Origin of the sequence: Arthrobacter sp. 131MFCol6.1, from assembly GCF_000374925.1 — a bacterium.
GTDB lineage: Bacteria > Actinomycetota > Actinomycetes > Actinomycetales > Micrococcaceae > Arthrobacter.
Window position 1 is genome coordinate 230,310 of sequence record NZ_KB895542.1, and the last position, 17,321, is coordinate 247,630.

The window sequence follows — 17,321 nt, forward strand, 5'->3', positions numbered from 1 at the left end:
GCCGGGCCCGCTAGGGCAGCGGGCCGTGGTTGCCTTGGATGTGGTCGAAGACCAGCGTGGTTTCGGTGTGGCCCACCACGGGGTCGGTGGCCAGGTTGTCCAGAACCCAGTCCCGGAGGTCCTCAGTGGTGGCGACGGCGATGTGCAGCAGATAGTCCACCGACCCGGATGTGTGGAAGGTCGAGAGCACTGCCGGCAGTTTGGGCACCCGGGCAGTGAAGCGGTCGATCTGCTCGCGGTCATGGGCGCGGAGCCGGACCGCAATGAGGGCCTGGACCGAACGCCCGATCGCGGACAGGCTCAGGTTGGCCTCGAAGCCTTCGATGATGCCGCGCTCGGACAGGGCGCGGGTGCGCATCAGCGCGGTTGACGGCGCGATCCCCACGAGCTCTGCCAGCTGTTTGTTCGAGATGCGGGCGTCCGCGACGAGGGCAGCGAGCAGGCGCTCGTCGATCGCGTCCAGCGGCTCGCTGGCTCCCGGCCGAACATTCTTCGCAGTGCTGCTCACGGATCCTCCTAGTAGTGTTCTCCGTTCATCATAAACGGCGTTATCCGACAGTTCCATTCAGAACCCCTACAAAAGCGCGAATTATTGCCAGATACTTGCGGAATTCAATGGTGAATATTCGTAAGGAGCTAGGGTGCTTTCTCAAGATTCATTGGCGGTCCACGCAGGCCGGAGCGGGCTCACGGAACTGGGCGTCCACGCGGTGCCTATCGATCTGTCCACGACGGCGCCCCTGCCGTCCGTGCACGACGGAGGCCTTGCCTACGAGCACATGGCCACTGGAGGCTCACATGTGGAGGGGCAAAGCACGGTCTATCAGCGGCTGTGGAACCCCACGGTGGCACGCTTCGAAGAGGGCGTCGCCGTCCTGGAAGGCACGCCCGAGTCTGTCGCCTTCGCCACCGGCATGGCGGCGCTGAGCGCCGTGCTCCTGGCGGTTGTGGCCGCGGGCAAGAAGCACGTCGTCGCCGTCCGACCGCTCTACGGAGGCAGCGACTACCTTTTGGCCTCCGGCGTCCTGGGCAACGCGGTCACCTTCACGACGCCGGAGGGCGTCGGCGCCGCACTGCGCCCGGACACCGGCCTGGTGATCCTGGAGACGCCGGCCAACCCGACCCTCGAACTGGTGGACATCACCCGCGTGGCCGCCGCCGCCGACGGCGTGCCGCTCCTGGTGGACAACACCTTCGCCAGCCCGGTACTGCAGCAACCCTTCAAGCACGGCGCGGCCATGGTGCTGCACAGTGCCACGAAGTTCCTCGGCGGCCACGGGGACGCCATGGGCGGCGTGGTGGCCGCCGGCCCTGAATGGGCGGTGCGCCTGCGCCAGATCCGGGCCGTGACCGGCGGCATCCTGACCCCCTGGCCGGCCTACCTGCTGCACCGCGGCCTGGCAACGCTCCCGGTCCGGGTTCGCGCCCAGCAGGCCAGCGCCGAAAAAGTCGCGGTGGCCCTGGCAGGGCACGGGCTCGTGAGGCGGGTCTACTATCCGGGACTGGCCGAATGCGACCCGCAGGGCCTCGTGGGCACGCAGATGTCCGGGCCGGGATCGCTCATGGCCTTCGAGCTCGCCAGCGCCGAGCACGCCGAGCGGATCCCGGCCGCCGTCGGCATGATCACCCACGCCGTCTCCCTCGGCGGCATCGACACGCTCATCCAGCACCCGGCCGGCCTGACCCACCGGCCGGTCGAAGCCACGGCCAAGCCGCACGCAAACCTGCTGCGGATCTCGGTGGGGTTGGAGGACCCGGCCGATATCGTCGCCGACCTCGTTCAGGCGATCGAGGCAACGCGGTAGCCCGCGGGCCCGATGCCTAGCCCGCTGCTGTGACCCGGCCGCCGGCGGCTGTTGTTGCCGGCGCGGGCGCGGGCGCTGGGCCGGGATGCGCGACGGCGGTGATTGCCGCCGTCGCGCCGGCCAGTCCGATGACCGTCAGGGCAAGGGCCGTCCAGCCGAGCCGCTGGAAGACCAGGCCGCCGGCCCAGCCAAGCACGCTGGAGCCGAGGTAGTAGGCAAGGTTGTACAGCGAGGCGGCCTGAGCCCGGCCCGTCGTGGCGATCAGCCCGGTCCAGCCGGATCCGATGCTGTGTGCCGCGAAGAATCCGCCGGTGAACAGCAGCAATCCCACCAGGATCGCGGCCAGCTGTTCCGTGAGCGTCAGGGCCAGGCCGCCTGCCATCAGTGCGGTGCCGGCGACCAGGACGGTGCGCCGGCCGAACCGCGACGTCAGCCCCGCTGCCCAGCGCGCCGAGACGGTTCCGGAGAGGTAGGCCAGGAAGATCAGGCTGATCGCGGTGGCGGGCAGGCTGAACGGTGCCCCCGAGAGCCGGAATCCGAGGTAGTTGTAGACGGCCACGAAACCGCCCATGAGCAGGAACGCCTGGACGTACAGGGCCAGCAGCCGGGGATTGCGGCCATGTCCGGCCAGCGTGCGCAGGGCCCCGCGGAAGCCGCCCGCGGCCGCGGCGCTGAAGCCCTGGGCCCGCGGCACGAGCACGAGGAACAGGACTGCCGCTCCGGTGGCCAGAACGGAGACGGCCAGGGCCGCGGCCCGCCAGCCCCACAGTTCGCCCGCAGGCCCGGCCACCAGCCGCCCGGCCAGGCCGCCCAGGGTGGTCCCGGCGACATAACTCCCGGCGGCAAGGGCGGCATGGGCCTTGTTGACTTCCTCGTTGAGGTACGCGATCGCGATCGCCGGGATGCCGCCGAGGGCCATTCCCTCCAGCATCCGCAGGCACAGCAGTACGGGGAAGCTGGGGGCCAGAGGGACCAGCAGGCCCAGGACGGTGGCCGCGGAGATGCCCCACATCATCGCCCGGACCCGGCCGATCCGGTCGGCCAGGAAGGACCACGGGAGCACCGTCAGGGCCAGCCCCACCGTCGCCAGGGAAATCGTCAGCGCGGCCTCGGCGGCCGAGACGCGAAGATCCGCCGCCAGGAGCGGGAGCACCGCCTGGGTGGAGTAGAGCTGGGCGAAGGTTGCGACGCCGGCAAAGGCAAGCCCGGCGAGGATCCGGCGGTAAGCCGTGGAGCCCTTCGGATGGCCCGCCCACGCGGCAGCGTTAGCTGCAGGAGCAGCTGCGGGCCGGGCTGCGGGCCGGGCTGCGGGCTGGGTTGCGGGGCGTGGGCCGGTGCCGGAGGGTGCGGAAAAGCGTGGCATGCTTTCAGGCTAAAGCCTGCACGAGGGATGCTTCCAATGCATGATTTCCATAGAATAGATAGCAAATATGGATCAGTGCACGGGAGCGGAACATGGACGTCGAACACAGGCAGCTCGTCCAGCTGCTGCCCCTGCTGCCGCTGCTGGCGGAACTGGGGCGGACGGAGCACATTACCGAGACGGCCGAGCTCCTGGGCCTGCCGCAGTCGACCGTGAGCCGTTCCATCGCCCGTGCCAGCGCCATTGTGGGGACGGAGCTGCTGATCCGGGACGGCCGGGGTGTGCGGTTGACGCCCGCGGCGAGGGCGCTCATGCCCCACATCGAGGCCGCCCTGGCCGAATTCCAGACGGGGCTGGACAGTGTCAGGCACGAATCGGAAGTGGTCCGCGGCCGGATCGCCGTGTCGTTCCAGCACACCTTCGGCGAGGCAATGCTGCCGCTGCTCATCAGTGCGTTCCGGAGCCGGCACCCGCAAACTGCCTTTGACCTCAGCCAGGGCGCACGGGACGGCTGCCTCGCGGAACTGGCCGCGGGCTCCGCCGACGTGGCGCTCACGGCCCCCGTTGCCACACCCAGCAAGAGGATCGGTTCGGCCGCGCTGTACCGGGAACCGTTGCGCCTGGTGGTCCACCACCGGCATGCCCTGGCCGGCCGCCGTCGTGCCCGGGTCGCCGAGATCCGGCAGGAACCGTTCGTGGCGATGGGGCCCGGCTACGGCATGCGCTCGCTGACCGACGCGTTGTTCCGGGAGGCGGGGTTCCGCCCGCGCATCGCCTTCGAGAGCCAGGACTCGCACACGGTCCGCGGACTCGTCTCGGCCGGCCTCGGGGTCAGCATCCTGCCGCCCGGCGGCTCCGCACCCGGCAGGGCCGCACAGGACAGCCACCACCCGTCGCTCGGCATGGAAGCCAACGACGGCGGTCCCGGCTGGGTGGAGATTCCCCTGGAATCGGACCTGGCGTTCCGCGAGATCGGCCTCGCCTGGCGGGAGCCGGTTTCGCGGAATGCCAAGGCCGATGCCGAGCCCGATCCCGTGCGGTTGTTCCGCGAACTCGTGCTCCGCGACGGTCCGGCGCTCCTGGCAGGCTTCGTGCGCGAACGCTCGGCAGGCTGAGCCGGGCCGGCGGGTGCACCGGTGCGCTCAGGTCGCCGGTTGGCCCCGAGGTCGCCGTAAGGTGACGGCGGTCTGGCACGTTTCCGGCGACTTCGGGGTACTGGCGGGGTCAGCGGCCGGCGAGCAGCCCGTGCACGACGCCGGCCACGGGTCCGGCTTGTGCCTTCTGCCAGCCCGTGCCCGCCCACAGGTTCAGGCGTTCCGCGTCGCCGGCTGCGGCGGCCGCGGCCCGGAGGGGTGCCGTGAGGTGGTGGACGGCAGGGTAGGCCTCCGGCGCCCCGGGGTGGTCGCGGACGAACTCGTTCTCCAAGGCCCGCGCCTGCCGGCCGGTGAAGGCGCGTGTCAGCCGGGTCCGGGTGAAATGCGGATCCGCCAGGGCATCCTTGTGCAGCTGCTTCGCGCCGCTTTGGTCCGTGCGGAGGAACGCGGTGCCGAGCTGGGCTGCAACGGCCCCGGCGCGCAGCACGGCGTCCAGCCCGGCCGCATCCATGATGCCGCCCGCAGCCACCAGCGGGAGGCCGACGGCGGACCGCACCTCGGCGAGCAGCTCCGCCGTCGTGCCGCCCGGCAGTGCCAGCTGTGACCCGCCCGGCTCCGCAACATGCGCCTCCGGGGCCGGAAGGAACGCCGCGCTGTGTCCGCCGGCGCTCGTGTGCTGCACCACCAGGGCGTCCACGCCCTGCCCGGCTGCCTGCACGGCCTCGGCCGCGGTGGTGACAGTGGCAAGCACCGCCGACCCCGCCCGCTGCAGCGCCCGGACGACGTCGGGGCCGGGCAGCCCGAAGGCGAAACTGACCAGCTCCACGGGGTCGGACAGCAGGGCATCGATCTTTCCCTGCCATTCGTCGTCGTCAGCGAGCCGCAACTGCGGGAGCTCCGCGCCGTAGCGCCGGGCATCGGTGCGCAGCTGCAGCCGGTAGTCCTCGAGCTCGGCCAGCACCGCCGCGGACGGCGGCAGCTGGGCCGGATCCGGGACGAACACATTCATGCCGAACCGGGCGCCGGACTCCCGGACGGTGCGGATATCCGCCTGCATGGCCGCCACGGTCTTGTAACCGGCCGCCAGGAAGCCCAGACCGCCGGCGCGGTGCACGGCCTCGACAAAGGCCGGTGTGGACGTGCCTCCGGCCATGGGCGCCGCGATGACGGGTGTGCCGAAAAGATCGTGGGGCATTGCGGGCTCCTTGCAGCGATTCAGTAACCTGTTCCAGTGACTAACACTGACATGCCGCCGGCGGCGGGCTCCGTTCCATCTTCCACCACGCCATCTGCCACGGCGGGGACGGGTGCCGTGATCGGCCTGGACATTGGCGGTACCAAAACCCGGGGCGTCCGGTTCGAGGACGGCGCGCCCGTGGCCGATGAATCGGTAGGCAGCTCCAATGTCCAGAACGTCAGCCCCGAGGAAGCCGCGGTCAACCTGGCGGAACTCTTCGCCAGGATCGGCGGGGGAGACGTCGCCCAGGTCTACGCAGGAGCCGGCGGCATCGACACCGACGACGACGCCGCGGCGCTCGCGGCACTGATTGCCCCGCACGTGCCCGGCGCCCGGATCACGGTGGTCCACGACTCCCGTCTGCTGCTCGCCGCCGGAGGTGCCAGCACCGGCGTCGCCGTCATCGCCGGCACCGGCTCGGCCGCGTGGGGCAAGAACGGCCGCGGCGAGGAAGCCCGGGCCGGGGGCTGGGGCTACCTGCTCGGCGACGAGGGCAGCGGCTACTGGCTGGGCAGGGAGGCCGTCCGCCACAGCCTGCGCCGGATGAACCAGGGGCTGGAACCGGACGAGCTCTCCACGGCCCTGCTGGCATCCTGCGGGGTGGATGACCCGAACAAGCTGATCGCCATGTTCCACTCGCCCGAGACCGGGCGCCGGTTCTGGGCCCAGCAGGCCCGGCTCGTGGTGGAGGCCGCAGACGCCGGCCATGCGCCGAGCCTCGCCCTCATGGACCAGGCCGGGCGCGACCTCGCCGACCTCGCCGCGCAGACCGTCCGGCAGCTCGGCATCGAGGGCCCCGTCATCCTGGGCGGCGGACTCGGCATGAACGTGCCGCGGCTGCAGGACTCGTTCCGCGGGGCCCTGGCCGCCGCGGGGATCACCGATGTCCGGGTCCTGGCGCAGGAGCCGGTCTTCGGGGTGCTGCAGCTGGTGGCGGAACAGGACTAGCCGGCGGCATTCCGCCGGCCACTACGCTGGAGGGATGAGCATGCAATTCGATACCCGGCCCGCCGCCTACGCCGTCATCATCCGCGACGCCGGGATCCTCCTGGCGTACTGGAAGCAGGACGGACGCGAGGGCTGGACGCTGCCCGGCGGCGGCCTGGACCTGGCCGAACACCCGGTGGACGGGTGCCGCCGCGAGATCCACGAGGAAACCGGCTACGACGCCGAGGTCGGCGCCATGCTGGGGATCGACGTCGGGCACTGGCCATCCGAAGTCCGGCTCGACGGCGGCGAGCGGGACTTCCAGTCGCTCCGGCTGGTCTACGAGGCAACGATCACGGGCGGGGAACTGCGCCACGAGGTGAACGGCAGCACCACCCACGCGGCCTGGATTCCGCTGGATGAGGTGGCGGAACTGAACCGGGTCTCGCTCGTGGATGCCGGGCTGCGCCTGTACCGCGAGAGGCCGCTGAACGGAAAACTTTCCGGCTGAATCGCTAGCCAGGCACCGGCACCATGGCTATTCTGTAGAAACCGCCGGCCGGAGCAGGCCGGCAATCGACGGGGAGGTGGAAGCAATGAATGCGATATTTCTGAGCGCGCAGCGCACCGATACAAGCCATGTCATTACTCCTGCCCCGTCCCACGCCGCAGCCTAGCCATCAAACGCTGGTCGCTGCGCGGCATCCAAGCCGCCCAGCGCGCACGCGCCGCACCACGGGGCCCCACCAAAGGGTTTTCGTTGACCATTCATCCTGCATCCCCGGGCGCCGGCAGCGCCACCTTCACCAATACATCCGTACCTCATTCATCCGCAATTAATTCATCCGTAGTCACTTCACCGGCATTCAATTCACCGGTATTCAATTCACCGGTGCCCTCCGATGAGGCGTTCCCGGAGGGTCCTGTCCACTACGGCTACACAGCCGGCGTCGCCAAGCGGTTCGCGGCCCAGCCGGTACCGGGAGGCGACCGCCCGGGCCGCGTCATCCGGGTGGACCGCAACCTCGTCCTGGTGGCCGGCGGCGGCGGAACAGCCCACCTGCCCTACCCGCGCGGCGGGGAGCTTCCCGCCACCGGGGACTGGGTCTGGCTGGGTCAGAACGCGGCGGGGGAGCCCGCGATCGTGGGCATTCTGCCCCGCCACTCGGAGCTGAGCCGCAAGCGTGCCTTCGAGGCCTCGTCCGAGGCACAGGTCCTTGGCGCCAACATGGACGTCGTCGGGATCGTCGTTCCGGTGGATCGTCCGCTCACGCACAACCGGCTCGAACGGACCCTGGTCGCGGCGTGGGACTCCGGTGCCACACCGCTCGTGATCATCACGAAGGCGGACATCGCGGACCTCGCTGACGACGTCGTCGGGACTGTCGTGCGCCAAGCAGCCGGCGTGGACGTCGTCTCCACCTCTGCCGAGAACGGCGATGGCCTCGACGAAGTGCTGGGCCATCTGCCGCCCGGCGGCACGCTGGTGCTGCTGGGGCCCTCGGGCGCCGGAAAATCCACGCTCATCAATGCCCTCGCCGGCGTCCCGGCCCAGGAGACGGGGGCAGTGCGCGCGGGCGACGGCAAAGGCAGGCACACCACCACGTCCCGCGAGCTCGTTCCCCTGCCCGGCGGCGCCGTCCTGATGGACACGCCGGGGGTGCGCGGCTTCGGGGTTTTCGACGCCGAGGGAGGAATGGAGGAGATGTTCGGCGACCTGGAAGAGCTCTTCGAGCACTGCCGCTTCTCGGACTGCGCGCACGGCCGGGAGCCCGGCTGTGCCGTGCAGGCCGCGCTCGCCGACGGCACCCTGGAGGACCGTCGGTGGGCCAGCTACCTGAAGCTGCAGCGCGAACTCGCCGCCCTGGCCCGCCGCCACGACGCGGCCGCGCGGCGCGCCTACCAGCGCGAATGGCACCAGAAGATCGCCGTGGCGGGCAAGAGCCAGCGGTCGGCCGAACGGGAGAACCACGAGAACGCGCAGGGCCACGGCAGTGGCAAGAACAACGGGAAGCGCGGCCACGGCGGAAATAGCAGTGGCGCGAAGGGTGGGCGGCGGCCCCGCTGAAGCACACCGCCCGGTGACACATTGGCCCCGGTGGCGCGGCGGAAGGAGTTCCGGCGCGCCACCCATCCAAAATCGTTGTGCTTCCGAAGCCTTACGGGAGCCTCGCGCCGCTGACATAGTCTGGGGTGCTGGTTAGTCTATGAGCTAACTGCTTTATGGCCAGCACGCTGACTAACAGTGCGCTGCCCCGACCAATGTTGCCGCCAACAGTTAGGTAAGCCCGGAAATGGCCGAAGCCATGATCGAGTTCCAGAACGTCACTAAGCAGTACCAAGGCGGTCAGGCCGCCGTTGACGGGCTGACCATGTCCATCGATAAGGGCGCCATCACTGTCTTCGTCGGACCCTCCGGCTGCGGTAAGACCACGTCCCTGCGGATGATCAACCGCATGGTGGAGCCCACGTCCGGTGTCATCACCGTCGACGGGGCCGATGTCACTTCAATCCCTGCCGCGCAGCTGCGGCGGTCCATGGGCTACGTCATGCAGTCCTCGGGGTTGATGCCGCACCGCTCCGTGCTGGACAACATTGCCACCGTTCCCCGGCTCAACGGGGTGTCCAAAGCCGAGGCCCGCAAGCGCGCCCAGGAACTGCTCGACGTCGTCGGGCTGGCCTCCTCCCTCGGCAAGCGGTACCCGTCCCAGCTCTCGGGCGGACAGCAGCAGCGCGTCGGCGTGGCCCGGGCGCTCGCGGCCGATCCTCCGGTGCTGCTCATGGACGAGCCCTTCAGCGCCGTGGACCCGGTGGTCCGCGATGAACTCCAGAAGGAGCTGCTCCGGCTCCAGCATGACCTGGCCAAGACGATCGTCTTCGTCACCCACGACATCGACGAGGCCACCGTCCTGGGGGACAAAGTGGCCGTGTTCGCCGTCGGCGGCAAGCTGGCGCAGTACGCCGCCCCGGCGGAGATCCTGCGGGCCCCGGCGAACGAGTTCGTGGCCTCCTTCGTGGGCCGCGACCGCGGGTTCCGGCACCTTGCGTTCAGCCCCTCGGACGGTGTCACCATCCACCCCGTCCCCACCCTCACACCCGATCAGCTCCGGGCAGAGGGCAGCTCCGATGAATGGCAGCTGGTGGTCGACGACGCGCTCCGCCCTCTGGGCTGGGCAGGGCCCCGCACCGGCACCGGAGCCGGTCCGGCGATGGTTCCCGGAGGCTCCCTGTTCCGCAAGGGGGACACGCTCCGTCGGGCCCTGGACGCAGCCCTGTCCTCACCCTCGGGCCTCGGCGTCGCCGTGGACGACGACGGCCGGGTGGCCGGCGTCATCGCAGCCGCCGAAGTCCTCGCCGTCATCGAGTCAGACCGCAGCGTCCGGCACGGAGGGCTCTGATGGAATGGTTCCTGGCCAACAGGGCGGAAGTCTTCAACCTCGCCGGCCAGCACCTCATCCTGGCCATCCTGCCGATGGTGTTCGGGGTCCTCATCGCCGTTCCGCTGGCCCAGCTCGCCCGGCAGAGCCGCGGGCTCCGGTCCGTGGTGCTCACCGGGTCCTCGCTGCTGTACACGATCCCCTCGCTGGCGCTTTTCATCATCCTGCCGACCATCCTCGGAACCCGGATCCTGGATCCGGTCAACGTGGTGGTGGCCCTGACCATCTACGCCGTCGCCCTGCTGGTGCGCGCCACGCTGGATGCCTTTGACTCGGTGGATGAAGACCTCCGGCAGGCCGCCGTCGCCATGGGGTTCAAACCCTTCGCCCGCTTCATGCAGATCGACCTGCCGCTGTCCTTGCCGGTGCTGTTCGCCGGGCTGCGCGTGGTCTCGGTCAGCAATATCTCGCTGGTCAGCGTCGCGGCACTGCTCGGCATCGGCAACCTCGGAATGCTCTTCACCTCCGGCCTCCAGCGTGACTTCGTCACCGAAGTGGTGGTGGGCATCATCGCCATCCTTATCCTGGCGCTGCTGATGGACGCCGTCCTGGTGCTGCTTGAACGCCTGCTGACGCCCTGGACCCGGGCCGCGGCGGCCACGGGTGCCGGCGCCGGTTCAGATGCGGGACCGGACAAGACTGGCCGTGCCGCCGCGGCGCTGCGGTTTTCGCGTCCCAAGACCGGAGGGGGAAACGCGTGAATAACGTCGTCACGGACACCTTCGCCTGGCTCAGCGATCCGGAGAACTGGTCCGGCAGTGCCGGAATCCCGGTGCGGCTGGCCGAACACCTGTTCTACACGGGCCTGGTGATGGTGATCGCCATCGCCATCGCCGTCCCCATCGGCCTGTTCGTCGGGCACACGGGCCGCGGGCGGGTTGCGATCGTGTCCGTCGCGGGCGCGCTGCGCGCCCTGCCCACCCTCGGCTTGCTCACCTTGTTCGTCCTGCTCGCCGGCATCGGGCTGATGCCGCCGATCTGGGCGCTCGTGATCCTGACCGTGCCGCCGCTTCTCGCCGGCACCTACGCCGGAATCTCCAGCGTCGACCGCAACGTGGTGGATGCCGCCCGCGCCATGGGCATGACCGAATGGCAGGTCCTGTTCCGGGCGGAATTCCCGAACGCGCTGCCGGTGATGTACGGCGGGTTCCGGACCGGGGTACTCCAGGTGATCGCCACCGTTTCCGTGGTCGCCTACATCAACCTGGGCGGCCTGGGCCGTTACCTGTTCGACGGGCTCGTGCTCTCCGACTTCCCGCAAATGCTGGGTGGCTCGCTGCTGATCGCTGCCCTTGCCATCAGCGTCGACCTCGTCCTTGCCCTCATCCAGAGGCTGTTCCTGTCACGGGGCGCCTCGTCCAAGCCGAACCGCAGCCAGCAGGCTGCGGTTGATCTCACAGACCCCGTAATCGCGGAGACTGTTGTTCAAGGAGGTACGTCATGAAGGAATCCCGCCAACGAGGCCTTGGCCGGCGCGCATTCGGCGGCCTGGCCGTCGGCGTCGGCCTGGCCATGGCCCTGTCCGCCTGCGGAGGCTCATCAAACCCGCTGAGCTCGGCCCCGGCCAGCAGCGGTGCCGCCTCCGGTTCCGGCAGTGCCCTGGTGATCGGCTCGGCTGATTTCCCCGAGAGCCAGATCCTGGCCGAGGTCTACGCCGGCGCCCTGAACGCCGCCGGCGTCACCGCTAGCACCAAGCCGAACATCGGCTCGCGCGAGGTCTACATCAAGGCAGTCCAGGACGGCTCGGTGGACGTCGTTCCCGACTACAGCGGCAACCTGCTGCTGTATGTAAACAAGGACGCCACCGAGGTCTCCGCCGAGGACATCGCGAAGGCACTCCCGACCAAGCTCCCACAGGGCCTGGCCGTGCTCGAGGCCTCCAAGGCCGAGGACAAGGACGCCATGGTGGTCACCAAGGCCACGGCAGAGAAGTACCAGCTGAAGTCCATCGAAGACATGGCGAAGGTCTGCAGCGATCTCGTCATCGGCGCCCCGGCGACCTTCGCCGAGCGCGCATACGGCCTGCCGGGCCTGGCGAAGAACTACAACTGCGTGCCCAAGAAACTCGAGCCGTTCAGCGACGGCGGCGGCGCCGTCACGCTCAAGGCGCTGCTCTCGGATCAGGTCCAGGTCGCGGACATCTACACCACCACCCCGTCCATCCCGGACAACGACCTCGTGGTGCTGGAGGATCCGAAGAACAACTTCATCGCCCAGCAGGTGTTGCCGCTGTACAACTCGGCCAAGATGACGGACAAGGCAAAGGAAACGCTCAACGCCGTGTCCAAGGTCCTCACCACGGAAGACCTCATCAACCTCAACCGTGCCGTGAGCGGCAGCCAGAAACAGAACCCGAAAGATGCCGCCGAGGCGTGGCTGAAGGAAAAGGGCCTCGCCCAGCAGTAGACCACTGGCGACCCTGCGACGCCGGTGCCCGGGCTCACAGCCTGGGCGCCGGCATCGTTGTTGTTACCGCGGCGTCCGCGTGTGAGTCATGTCTCAGCAGAAGTACATCCTCCATATGGCATATTTGATGAATGGCAGAATTCAAGCAGTCCACCAAGCTTCATAATGTCCTTTACGACATCCGTGGACCGATCCTTCAGGCCGCCCAGCAGATGGAGGCGGAGGGTCATCGCATCCTCAAACTGAACATCGGAAACCCGGCCCCGTTTGGGTTTGAAGCACCGGACGCGATCCTGGTGGACATGATCCGCCATCTGCCGCATGCCCAGGGCTACAGCGACTCGCGCGGCATTTTTTCGGCCCGCACCGCCGTCTCGCAGTACTACCAGACCCGCGGGATCCAGAACATCCACGTGGATGACATCTACCTCGGCAACGGCGTCAGCGAACTGATCACAATGTCGCTCATGGCCCTGCTCGACGACGGCGATGAGGTCCTCATCCCCACCCCGGACTACCCGCTGTGGACTGCCTCGGTTGCCCTGGCCGGCGGGAAGCCCGTGCACTACCTCTGCGACGAGGAAACCGGCTGGCAGCCCGACCTCGAGGACATGGAAGCGAAGATCACGCCGCGCACCAAGGGCATCGTGGTCATCAACCCGAACAACCCGACAGGTGCGGTGTACCCGAAGGCGACGCTGAAAAAGATCGTCGCACTCGCGGAGAAGCACGGACTGGTGCTCTTCGCCGACGAAATCTACGAGAAGATCCTCTACGAAGACGCGGTACACGTAAACCTCGCCTCGCTTACCGGCGACGATGTCCTGTGCCTGACCTTCAGCGGGCTCTCCAAGGCCTACCGGGTCTGCGGCTTCCGGGCCGGCTGGATGGCCATTTCCGGGCCGAAAAAGGATGCCGCGGACTATCTCGAGGGCATCAACCTGCTGGCCAACATGCGCCTCTGCGCCAATGTTCCGGCCCAGCATGCCATCCAGACCGCCCTCGGCGGCTACCAGAGCATCAACGACCTGATCCTGCCCGGAGGACGCCTCCTGGAGCAGCGGAACAAGGCCTACGACATGCTCAACGCCATCCCGGGCGTCAGCACGCAACAAGCCCGCGGGGCCATGTATCTGTTCCCGAAGCTGGACCCCGAGGTCTATCACATCCGCGACGACGAGAAGTTTGTCCTGGACCTGCTGCGCGAGCAGAAGATTCTCCTGTCCCACGGAAGGGCGTTCAACTGGGTTCGGCCGGACCACTTCCGGATGGTGACGCTGCCCAACGTCAAGGACCTCGAAGAAGCAATCAACCGCATGGCGGACTTCCTGAGCCGGTATAAGGGGAACTAGGCTTCGGTCAGCAGCGCAACGGGGCTCCTGCTCCGCCTACTGCGGCTGCGCCAACCGGAAAGAGGCATTGATGGCAGGCTCCGCGACATTCGATGACCGCCCCTGGAAACTCCTGAAGGTCGGGAAGGGCTTTAGCCTGGAGTCGTTGGACCCGGACTCGACGCCGGGCTACGACGGCGACAAGGCCGACGGCGAGCAGTTGCTCGCCGAACTCGACGGCAAGCTCACGCAACTGCAGGAGCAGCTGTTCGCCGAGTCCAGGACCGGCGGCAGGAAACGCGTGCTGCTGGTCCTGCAGGCCATGGACACCGCGGGCAAGGGCGGCATCGTCAACCACGTGATGGGTCAGATGAATCCGCAGGGCGTGCAGCTGAAGTCGTTCAAGGCGCCCACGCCCGAGGAACAGTCCTACGACTTCCTCTGGCGGATCGAAAAGGAAGTGCCGGCGGCCGGCATGGTGGGGGTCTTCGACCGTTCCCACTATGAGGACGTCCTGATCCACCGCGTCCACCGCTGGGCGGACGCCGAGGAACTGGAGCGCCGCTACCGGGCCATCAACGAGTTTGAGGCCCGGCAGGCAGCTGCCGGAGCGAAGGTCGTCAAGGTCATGCTGCATATCAGCCGCGACGAGCAGAAAAACCGGCTCCTGGCCCGGCTGGATGACCCCGCGAAACAGTGGAAGTACAGCAGTGGAGACCTGAAGGAACGGGCTTTCTGGCCCGACTACATGGACGCGTACCAGAAGGCCTTCGAGAAGACCAACACGGAGTTGGCGCCGTGGCATGTCGTGCCGGCCAATAAGAAGTGGTACGCCCGCATCGCGGTGCAGCAGCTCCTCCTGGAGGCCCTCGACGACCTGAATCTCCAGTGGCCGGTTCCGGACCTGGACCTGGACCTGGAACGCGAGCTGGTGCAGCGGTCCTGACCGGCGGTCTTGGAAAGGCGGGCGCCTAGTTCTTGTCCGCAGCCTGGTCCCGGGCTGCGGCGAGCCGTTTGCGGGCGCCTTCCAGCCATTGTTCGCAGCGCTTGGCGAGGGCCTCGCCGCGCTCCCACAGCGCGAGGGATTCCTCCAGGCTGGCGCCGCCTGCCTCCAGCTTGCCCACGACGGCGACCAGCTGCTCGCGGGCGTCCTCGTAGCTGAGGGCCTCGATGTCGGCGTTCGGGTTGGGTTCTGCTGCCATGTGGGTGCTCCTTGGTTGTCGCGGTCTCTGCCGCGGTGCTGCTGTCCGGTGGCGCTGTTCGGTGGCGCTGTTCGGTGGCGCGGACGTGTGGCCGTGTTCGAATGCGGGGGTTATTCCTCGGCCGGTTCCTGGCCGCCGGTGGATTGGGCGGTGAACCGGCCGCCGGCCACTCGAACCGTGAGGTCCGTGCCGGCGGGCGCCTGCGAGGGGTGCCGCACCACATCCCGGTGCGTCGCGGGGCCGGTTCCGGCGCCGGCGAGCTGGACCACCGCGTAGCCGCGATCCAGCGTCTTTTGCGGCGAGAGTGCGCGCACCTGCGCCTTGAGGTGGACCAGTTGGTCCGCTGCCCGCACGACGGCGGCGCTGATCGCCGAATGCGAGCGGACCTTGAGCCGTTCGACGTCCTCGTGGCGCTGGCTGATCATGACCTCGGGGGAGAGCAGCACGGGGCGGGAACGCAGGGACGCCAGCCGGTCGCCCTCGCGTTCCACGAGCCGGGTGACCCCGCGGCGGAGCTGATCCCGTGCCTGCCGGACCCTGACAAGCTCTTCGGCGACGTCGGGAACAATCCGCTTCGCGGCGTCGGTGGGCGTTGATGCCCTGAGGTCGGCTACGTCATCGAGGATGGGCCGGTCCGCTTCGTGCCCGATCGCGCTCACCACGGGGGTGGACGCGTCCGCGACGGCCCGGATGAGCTCCTCGCTGCTGAACGGCAACAGGTCCTCGAGGGCGCCTCCGCCGCGGGCGATGACGATGACATCGACCACCGGGTGGGCGTCGAGCTCCCGCAGCGCCGCGATCATCTGGGCCACGGCGGTGTTCCCCTGGACCGCTACTTCGCGGATCTCGAATTCGACGGCCGGCCAGCGCAGGGCGGCATTGCGCAGCACATCCTTCTTGGCATCAGAGTCGCGGCCGGTGATCAGGCCGATCCGGTGCGGGAGCAAGGGGAGCCGCTTCTTGCGGGAATCGGCAAAGAGGCCTTCGGCAGCGAGGGCCTGGCGCAGCCGCTCGATCCTGGCCAGGAGATCGCCGAGGCCCACGGGCCGGATGTCCTTCACGGACATGTTCAGCCGGCCCGTCTTGAGCCAAAATTCGGCCTTGATCAGGGCCACAACCCGGGAGCCGCGTTCCAGCGGGGCGGCCTGTCGGTCCAGCACTGTGGTCCAGACCGATGCCGGCAGCGAGATTTCGGCGTTGATGTCCCGGAGCGTCAGGTAGGCGTTGCTGCCACGCCGGTTGAGCTCGATCACTTGCCCCTCAACCCATGCCGAGGGCGCGCGGTCGATATGCATCTTGAGCTTCTGGGACAGCAACTGCAGCGGCCAGGGATTGTCCGGACTGGTTTGAGCCGCGGTGGCCGGTAGCGTGGTGGCCGCCGCCGCATCCTCAGGCATGCGTGGGCTCCATGGCCGGGAATGCCTGGTGGAGTGCCTTGTGCATATGCGTGCGTGTCCTTTGCTGCGTGCCGTTACTGCATGTCCTTTACCACCGGGACGGCCGGCGGCCCGGTCCCGGGCGGGTGGGCCGGCCGGCAGCCGGAAGTTGTCTCGTTCAACTCTATCCATAGCTCTACCACCGGGGCCCGACTTTATGGCCGCGCCCGGCACCGCCCTAGGATGGGAGGGATGCCATCAACCTTCTAGGAATCCCTTGCGCACTTTTGTCTCTGCCGTCGCCGTCCTTATCGGGCTCCTGATGACAGCCGTCGCCGTTCCAGCCATGTGGGTGGACCAGAACATCGTCCAGGAAGACGGCTTCGTTGCCCTGACCGCACCGCTGGGCAAGGATCCGGCGTTCCAGCAACGGCTGGCCGCGGCCGCCGTCGACGGCCTGGCCGCCAGTGCCGGCATTCCCGAAGCCTTCACGGAGCTGGCGCGGCCGGTCCTGGACAGCGCGGCGCGATCGCTGACGGGACTGCCCGGCTACCCCGAGGCATGGGCTGAAACCCTGCGTAAGAGCCACCGCCTCACGTTCGCGGACCCCAGCACGCTGCCGCCGGAGGTTGACGGCACCTCCTCGCTCACCCTTGATGTCGCTCCGCTGGCCGGGCTGGTGGCCAAACAGGTCACTGAAGCGACCACCCTTCCGCTGGAGGCGCCCGGCCAGGTGCTGGTCCATATCGGGCAGTCCGACCAGCGGCAAATGATCGAACGCGTCACCGTCTATGCCCCGATGGGCTACGCCGTTGCGGTCGGCGCGGCCATCGCGTTCATGCTGGCGTTCGTTGCGGCCCGACGCCGGTGGACCGTGCTGGTCGGAATGGGCGTTGGAGCGCTGGTGCTCGCGGGGGTATGGAAGCTGGCCAGCGATGCCGCCGGCGCCGCCGTCGCCGGGACCTCAAGCGGCAACGATGTGGCGGAGCTGTTCAAGAACGAGTTCGTCGCGGCGTGCTCTGCCAGTTTCGGCCAGTGGATCGTCGCTGCGGCAGTTGCGGGAGCAGTACTGCTGGGCACGGGAGTGGCTGTCCGGGCAGCCGGTGGCCGCAATCGGGGCAGGATCGAACACCGGTAGCATGG

General features: G+C 68.6%; 17 protein-coding genes. 12 read left to right on the forward strand and 5 right to left on the reverse strand.

Annotated features, from left to right (window positions below):
* Positions 1 to 10: 10 nt before the first annotated feature.
* Positions 11 to 508: an Lrp/AsnC family transcriptional regulator gene (locus tag C566_RS0107805; RefSeq protein WP_018773770.1), complete on the reverse strand. Its 498-nt coding sequence runs from the start codon at positions 506 to 508 to the stop codon at positions 11 to 13.
* 133 nt (positions 509 to 641) lie between these two features.
* Between C566_RS0107805 and C566_RS0107810 the strand changes: the two genes are divergently transcribed.
* Positions 642 to 1,805, forward strand: coding sequence for a trans-sulfuration enzyme family protein (locus C566_RS0107810; protein ID WP_026266489.1), 1,164 nt, complete (start codon positions 642 to 644; stop codon positions 1,803 to 1,805).
* A gap of 16 nt (positions 1,806 to 1,821) precedes the next feature.
* On the opposite strand, the gene C566_RS0107815 is transcribed toward C566_RS0107810, so the two are convergent.
* Positions 1,822 to 3,168, reverse strand: a complete 1,347-nt coding sequence (locus C566_RS0107815) for an MFS transporter (protein ID WP_018773772.1) — start codon at positions 3,166 to 3,168, stop codon at positions 1,822 to 1,824.
* 92 nt (positions 3,169 to 3,260) lie between these two features.
* Between C566_RS0107815 and C566_RS0107820 the strand changes: the two genes are divergently transcribed.
* Entirely contained in the window at positions 3,261 to 4,283 is a 1,023-nt protein-coding gene (locus C566_RS0107820) for a LysR family transcriptional regulator (protein WP_018773773.1), read from the forward strand.
* Positions 4,284 to 4,392: 109 nt separating this feature from the next.
* Here C566_RS0107820 and C566_RS0107825 read toward each other — a convergent pair whose 3' ends face one another.
* Positions 4,393 to 5,457, reverse strand: a complete 1,065-nt coding sequence (locus C566_RS0107825; protein WP_018773774.1) for a nitronate monooxygenase — start codon at positions 5,455 to 5,457, stop codon at positions 4,393 to 4,395.
* 51 nt (positions 5,458 to 5,508) lie between these two features.
* On the opposite strand from C566_RS0107825, the gene C566_RS0107830 reads away from it, so the two are divergent.
* The 9 genes from C566_RS0107830 to C566_RS0107870 all read left to right on the forward strand — a co-directional run bounded on the left by C566_RS0107830 (position 5,509) and on the right by C566_RS0107870 (position 14,546).
* A complete protein-coding gene (locus tag C566_RS0107830) occupies positions 5,509 to 6,447 on the forward strand; it encodes a BadF/BadG/BcrA/BcrD ATPase family protein (protein ID WP_051082268.1) in 939 nt (312 codons plus the stop codon).
* 34 nt (positions 6,448 to 6,481) lie between these two features.
* Positions 6,482 to 6,937: an NUDIX hydrolase gene (locus tag C566_RS0107835; protein ID WP_018773776.1), complete on the forward strand. Its 456-nt coding sequence runs from the start codon at positions 6,482 to 6,484 to the stop codon at positions 6,935 to 6,937.
* Positions 6,938 to 7,318: 381 nt separating this feature from the next.
* Positions 7,319 to 8,494, forward strand: coding sequence for a ribosome small subunit-dependent GTPase A (gene rsgA, locus C566_RS21045; protein ID WP_018773777.1), 1,176 nt, complete (start codon positions 7,319 to 7,321; stop codon positions 8,492 to 8,494).
* Between the two features lie 226 nt (positions 8,495 to 8,720).
* Positions 8,721 to 9,824, forward strand: a complete 1,104-nt coding sequence (locus C566_RS0107845; protein ID WP_018773778.1) for an ABC transporter ATP-binding protein — start codon at positions 8,721 to 8,723, stop codon at positions 9,822 to 9,824.
* A complete protein-coding gene (locus C566_RS0107850; RefSeq protein WP_018773779.1) occupies positions 9,824 to 10,564 on the forward strand; it encodes an ABC transporter permease in 741 nt (246 codons plus the stop codon). The genes C566_RS0107845 and C566_RS0107850 overlap by 1 nt, the downstream gene beginning before the upstream one ends.
* Positions 10,561 to 11,307: an ABC transporter permease gene (locus C566_RS0107855; RefSeq protein WP_018773780.1), complete on the forward strand. Its 747-nt coding sequence runs from the start codon at positions 10,561 to 10,563 to the stop codon at positions 11,305 to 11,307. Before C566_RS0107850 ends, C566_RS0107855 begins: the two co-directional genes overlap by 4 nt.
* Positions 11,304 to 12,269, forward strand: a complete 966-nt coding sequence (locus C566_RS0107860) for an ABC transporter substrate-binding protein (protein WP_018773781.1) — start codon at positions 11,304 to 11,306, stop codon at positions 12,267 to 12,269. Before C566_RS0107855 ends, C566_RS0107860 begins: the two co-directional genes overlap by 4 nt.
* Positions 12,270 to 12,400: 131 nt before the next feature.
* Positions 12,401 to 13,621, forward strand: a complete 1,221-nt coding sequence (locus C566_RS0107865) for a pyridoxal phosphate-dependent aminotransferase (RefSeq protein ID WP_018773782.1) — start codon at positions 12,401 to 12,403, stop codon at positions 13,619 to 13,621.
* A 70-nt stretch (positions 13,622 to 13,691) separates the two neighbouring features.
* Positions 13,692 to 14,546 (forward strand): polyphosphate kinase 2 family protein, encoded by an 855-nt coding sequence (locus C566_RS0107870; RefSeq protein WP_018773783.1) that lies wholly within the window; start codon positions 13,692 to 13,694, stop codon positions 14,544 to 14,546.
* 25 nt (positions 14,547 to 14,571) lie between these two features.
* Here the strand turns inward: C566_RS0107870 and C566_RS0107875 are convergent, their stop codons facing one another.
* Together C566_RS0107875 and xseA are read right to left on the reverse strand one after the other, a co-directional pair.
* Positions 14,572 to 14,802: an exodeoxyribonuclease VII small subunit gene (locus C566_RS0107875; RefSeq protein WP_018773784.1), complete on the reverse strand. Its 231-nt coding sequence runs from the start codon at positions 14,800 to 14,802 to the stop codon at positions 14,572 to 14,574.
* 110 nt (positions 14,803 to 14,912) lie between these two features.
* Positions 14,913 to 16,199: an exodeoxyribonuclease VII large subunit gene (xseA, locus tag C566_RS0107880; RefSeq protein ID WP_018773785.1), complete on the reverse strand. Its 1,287-nt coding sequence runs from the start codon at positions 16,197 to 16,199 to the stop codon at positions 14,913 to 14,915.
* Positions 16,200 to 16,455: 256 nt separating this feature from the next.
* Here xseA and C566_RS0107885 point away from each other — a divergent pair, with 256 nt between their 5' ends.
* On the forward strand, positions 16,456 to 17,316 hold the full coding sequence (locus C566_RS0107885) for a hypothetical protein (protein ID WP_018773786.1): 861 nt from the start codon (positions 16,456 to 16,458) through the stop codon (positions 17,314 to 17,316).
* Positions 17,317 to 17,321: the final 5 nt, after the last annotated feature.

Excerpts from the sequence above, each read along its gene's own strand:
- C566_RS0107815 (WP_018773772.1), bottom strand. The coding sequence starts at position 3,168 with ATGCCACGCTTTTCCGCACCCTCCGGCACCGGCCCACGCCCCGCAACC.
- C566_RS0107820 (WP_018773773.1), top strand. The coding sequence starts at position 3,261 with ATGGACGTCGAACACAGGCAGCTCGTCCAGCTGCTGCCCCTGCTGCCG.
- C566_RS0107825 (WP_018773774.1), bottom strand. The coding sequence starts at position 5,457 with ATGCCCCACGATCTTTTCGGCACACCCGTCATCGCGGCGCCCATGGCC.
- C566_RS0107830 (WP_051082268.1), top strand. The coding sequence starts at position 5,509 with ATGCCGCCGGCGGCGGGCTCCGTTCCATCTTCCACCACGCCATCTGCC.
- C566_RS0107835 (WP_018773776.1), top strand. The coding sequence starts at position 6,482 with ATGAGCATGCAATTCGATACCCGGCCCGCCGCCTACGCCGTCATCATC.
- C566_RS0107845 (WP_018773778.1), top strand. The coding sequence starts at position 8,721 with ATGGCCGAAGCCATGATCGAGTTCCAGAACGTCACTAAGCAGTACCAA.
- C566_RS0107850 (WP_018773779.1), top strand. The coding sequence starts at position 9,824 with ATGGAATGGTTCCTGGCCAACAGGGCGGAAGTCTTCAACCTCGCCGGC.
- C566_RS0107860 (WP_018773781.1), top strand. The coding sequence starts at position 11,304 with ATGAAGGAATCCCGCCAACGAGGCCTTGGCCGGCGCGCATTCGGCGGC.
- C566_RS0107865 (WP_018773782.1), top strand. The coding sequence starts at position 12,401 with ATGGCAGAATTCAAGCAGTCCACCAAGCTTCATAATGTCCTTTACGAC.
- C566_RS0107870 (WP_018773783.1), top strand. The coding sequence starts at position 13,692 with ATGGCAGGCTCCGCGACATTCGATGACCGCCCCTGGAAACTCCTGAAG.
- C566_RS0107875 (WP_018773784.1), bottom strand. The coding sequence starts at position 14,802 with ATGGCAGCAGAACCCAACCCGAACGCCGACATCGAGGCCCTCAGCTAC.
- xseA (WP_018773785.1), bottom strand. The coding sequence starts at position 16,199 with ATGCCTGAGGATGCGGCGGCGGCCACCACGCTACCGGCCACCGCGGCT.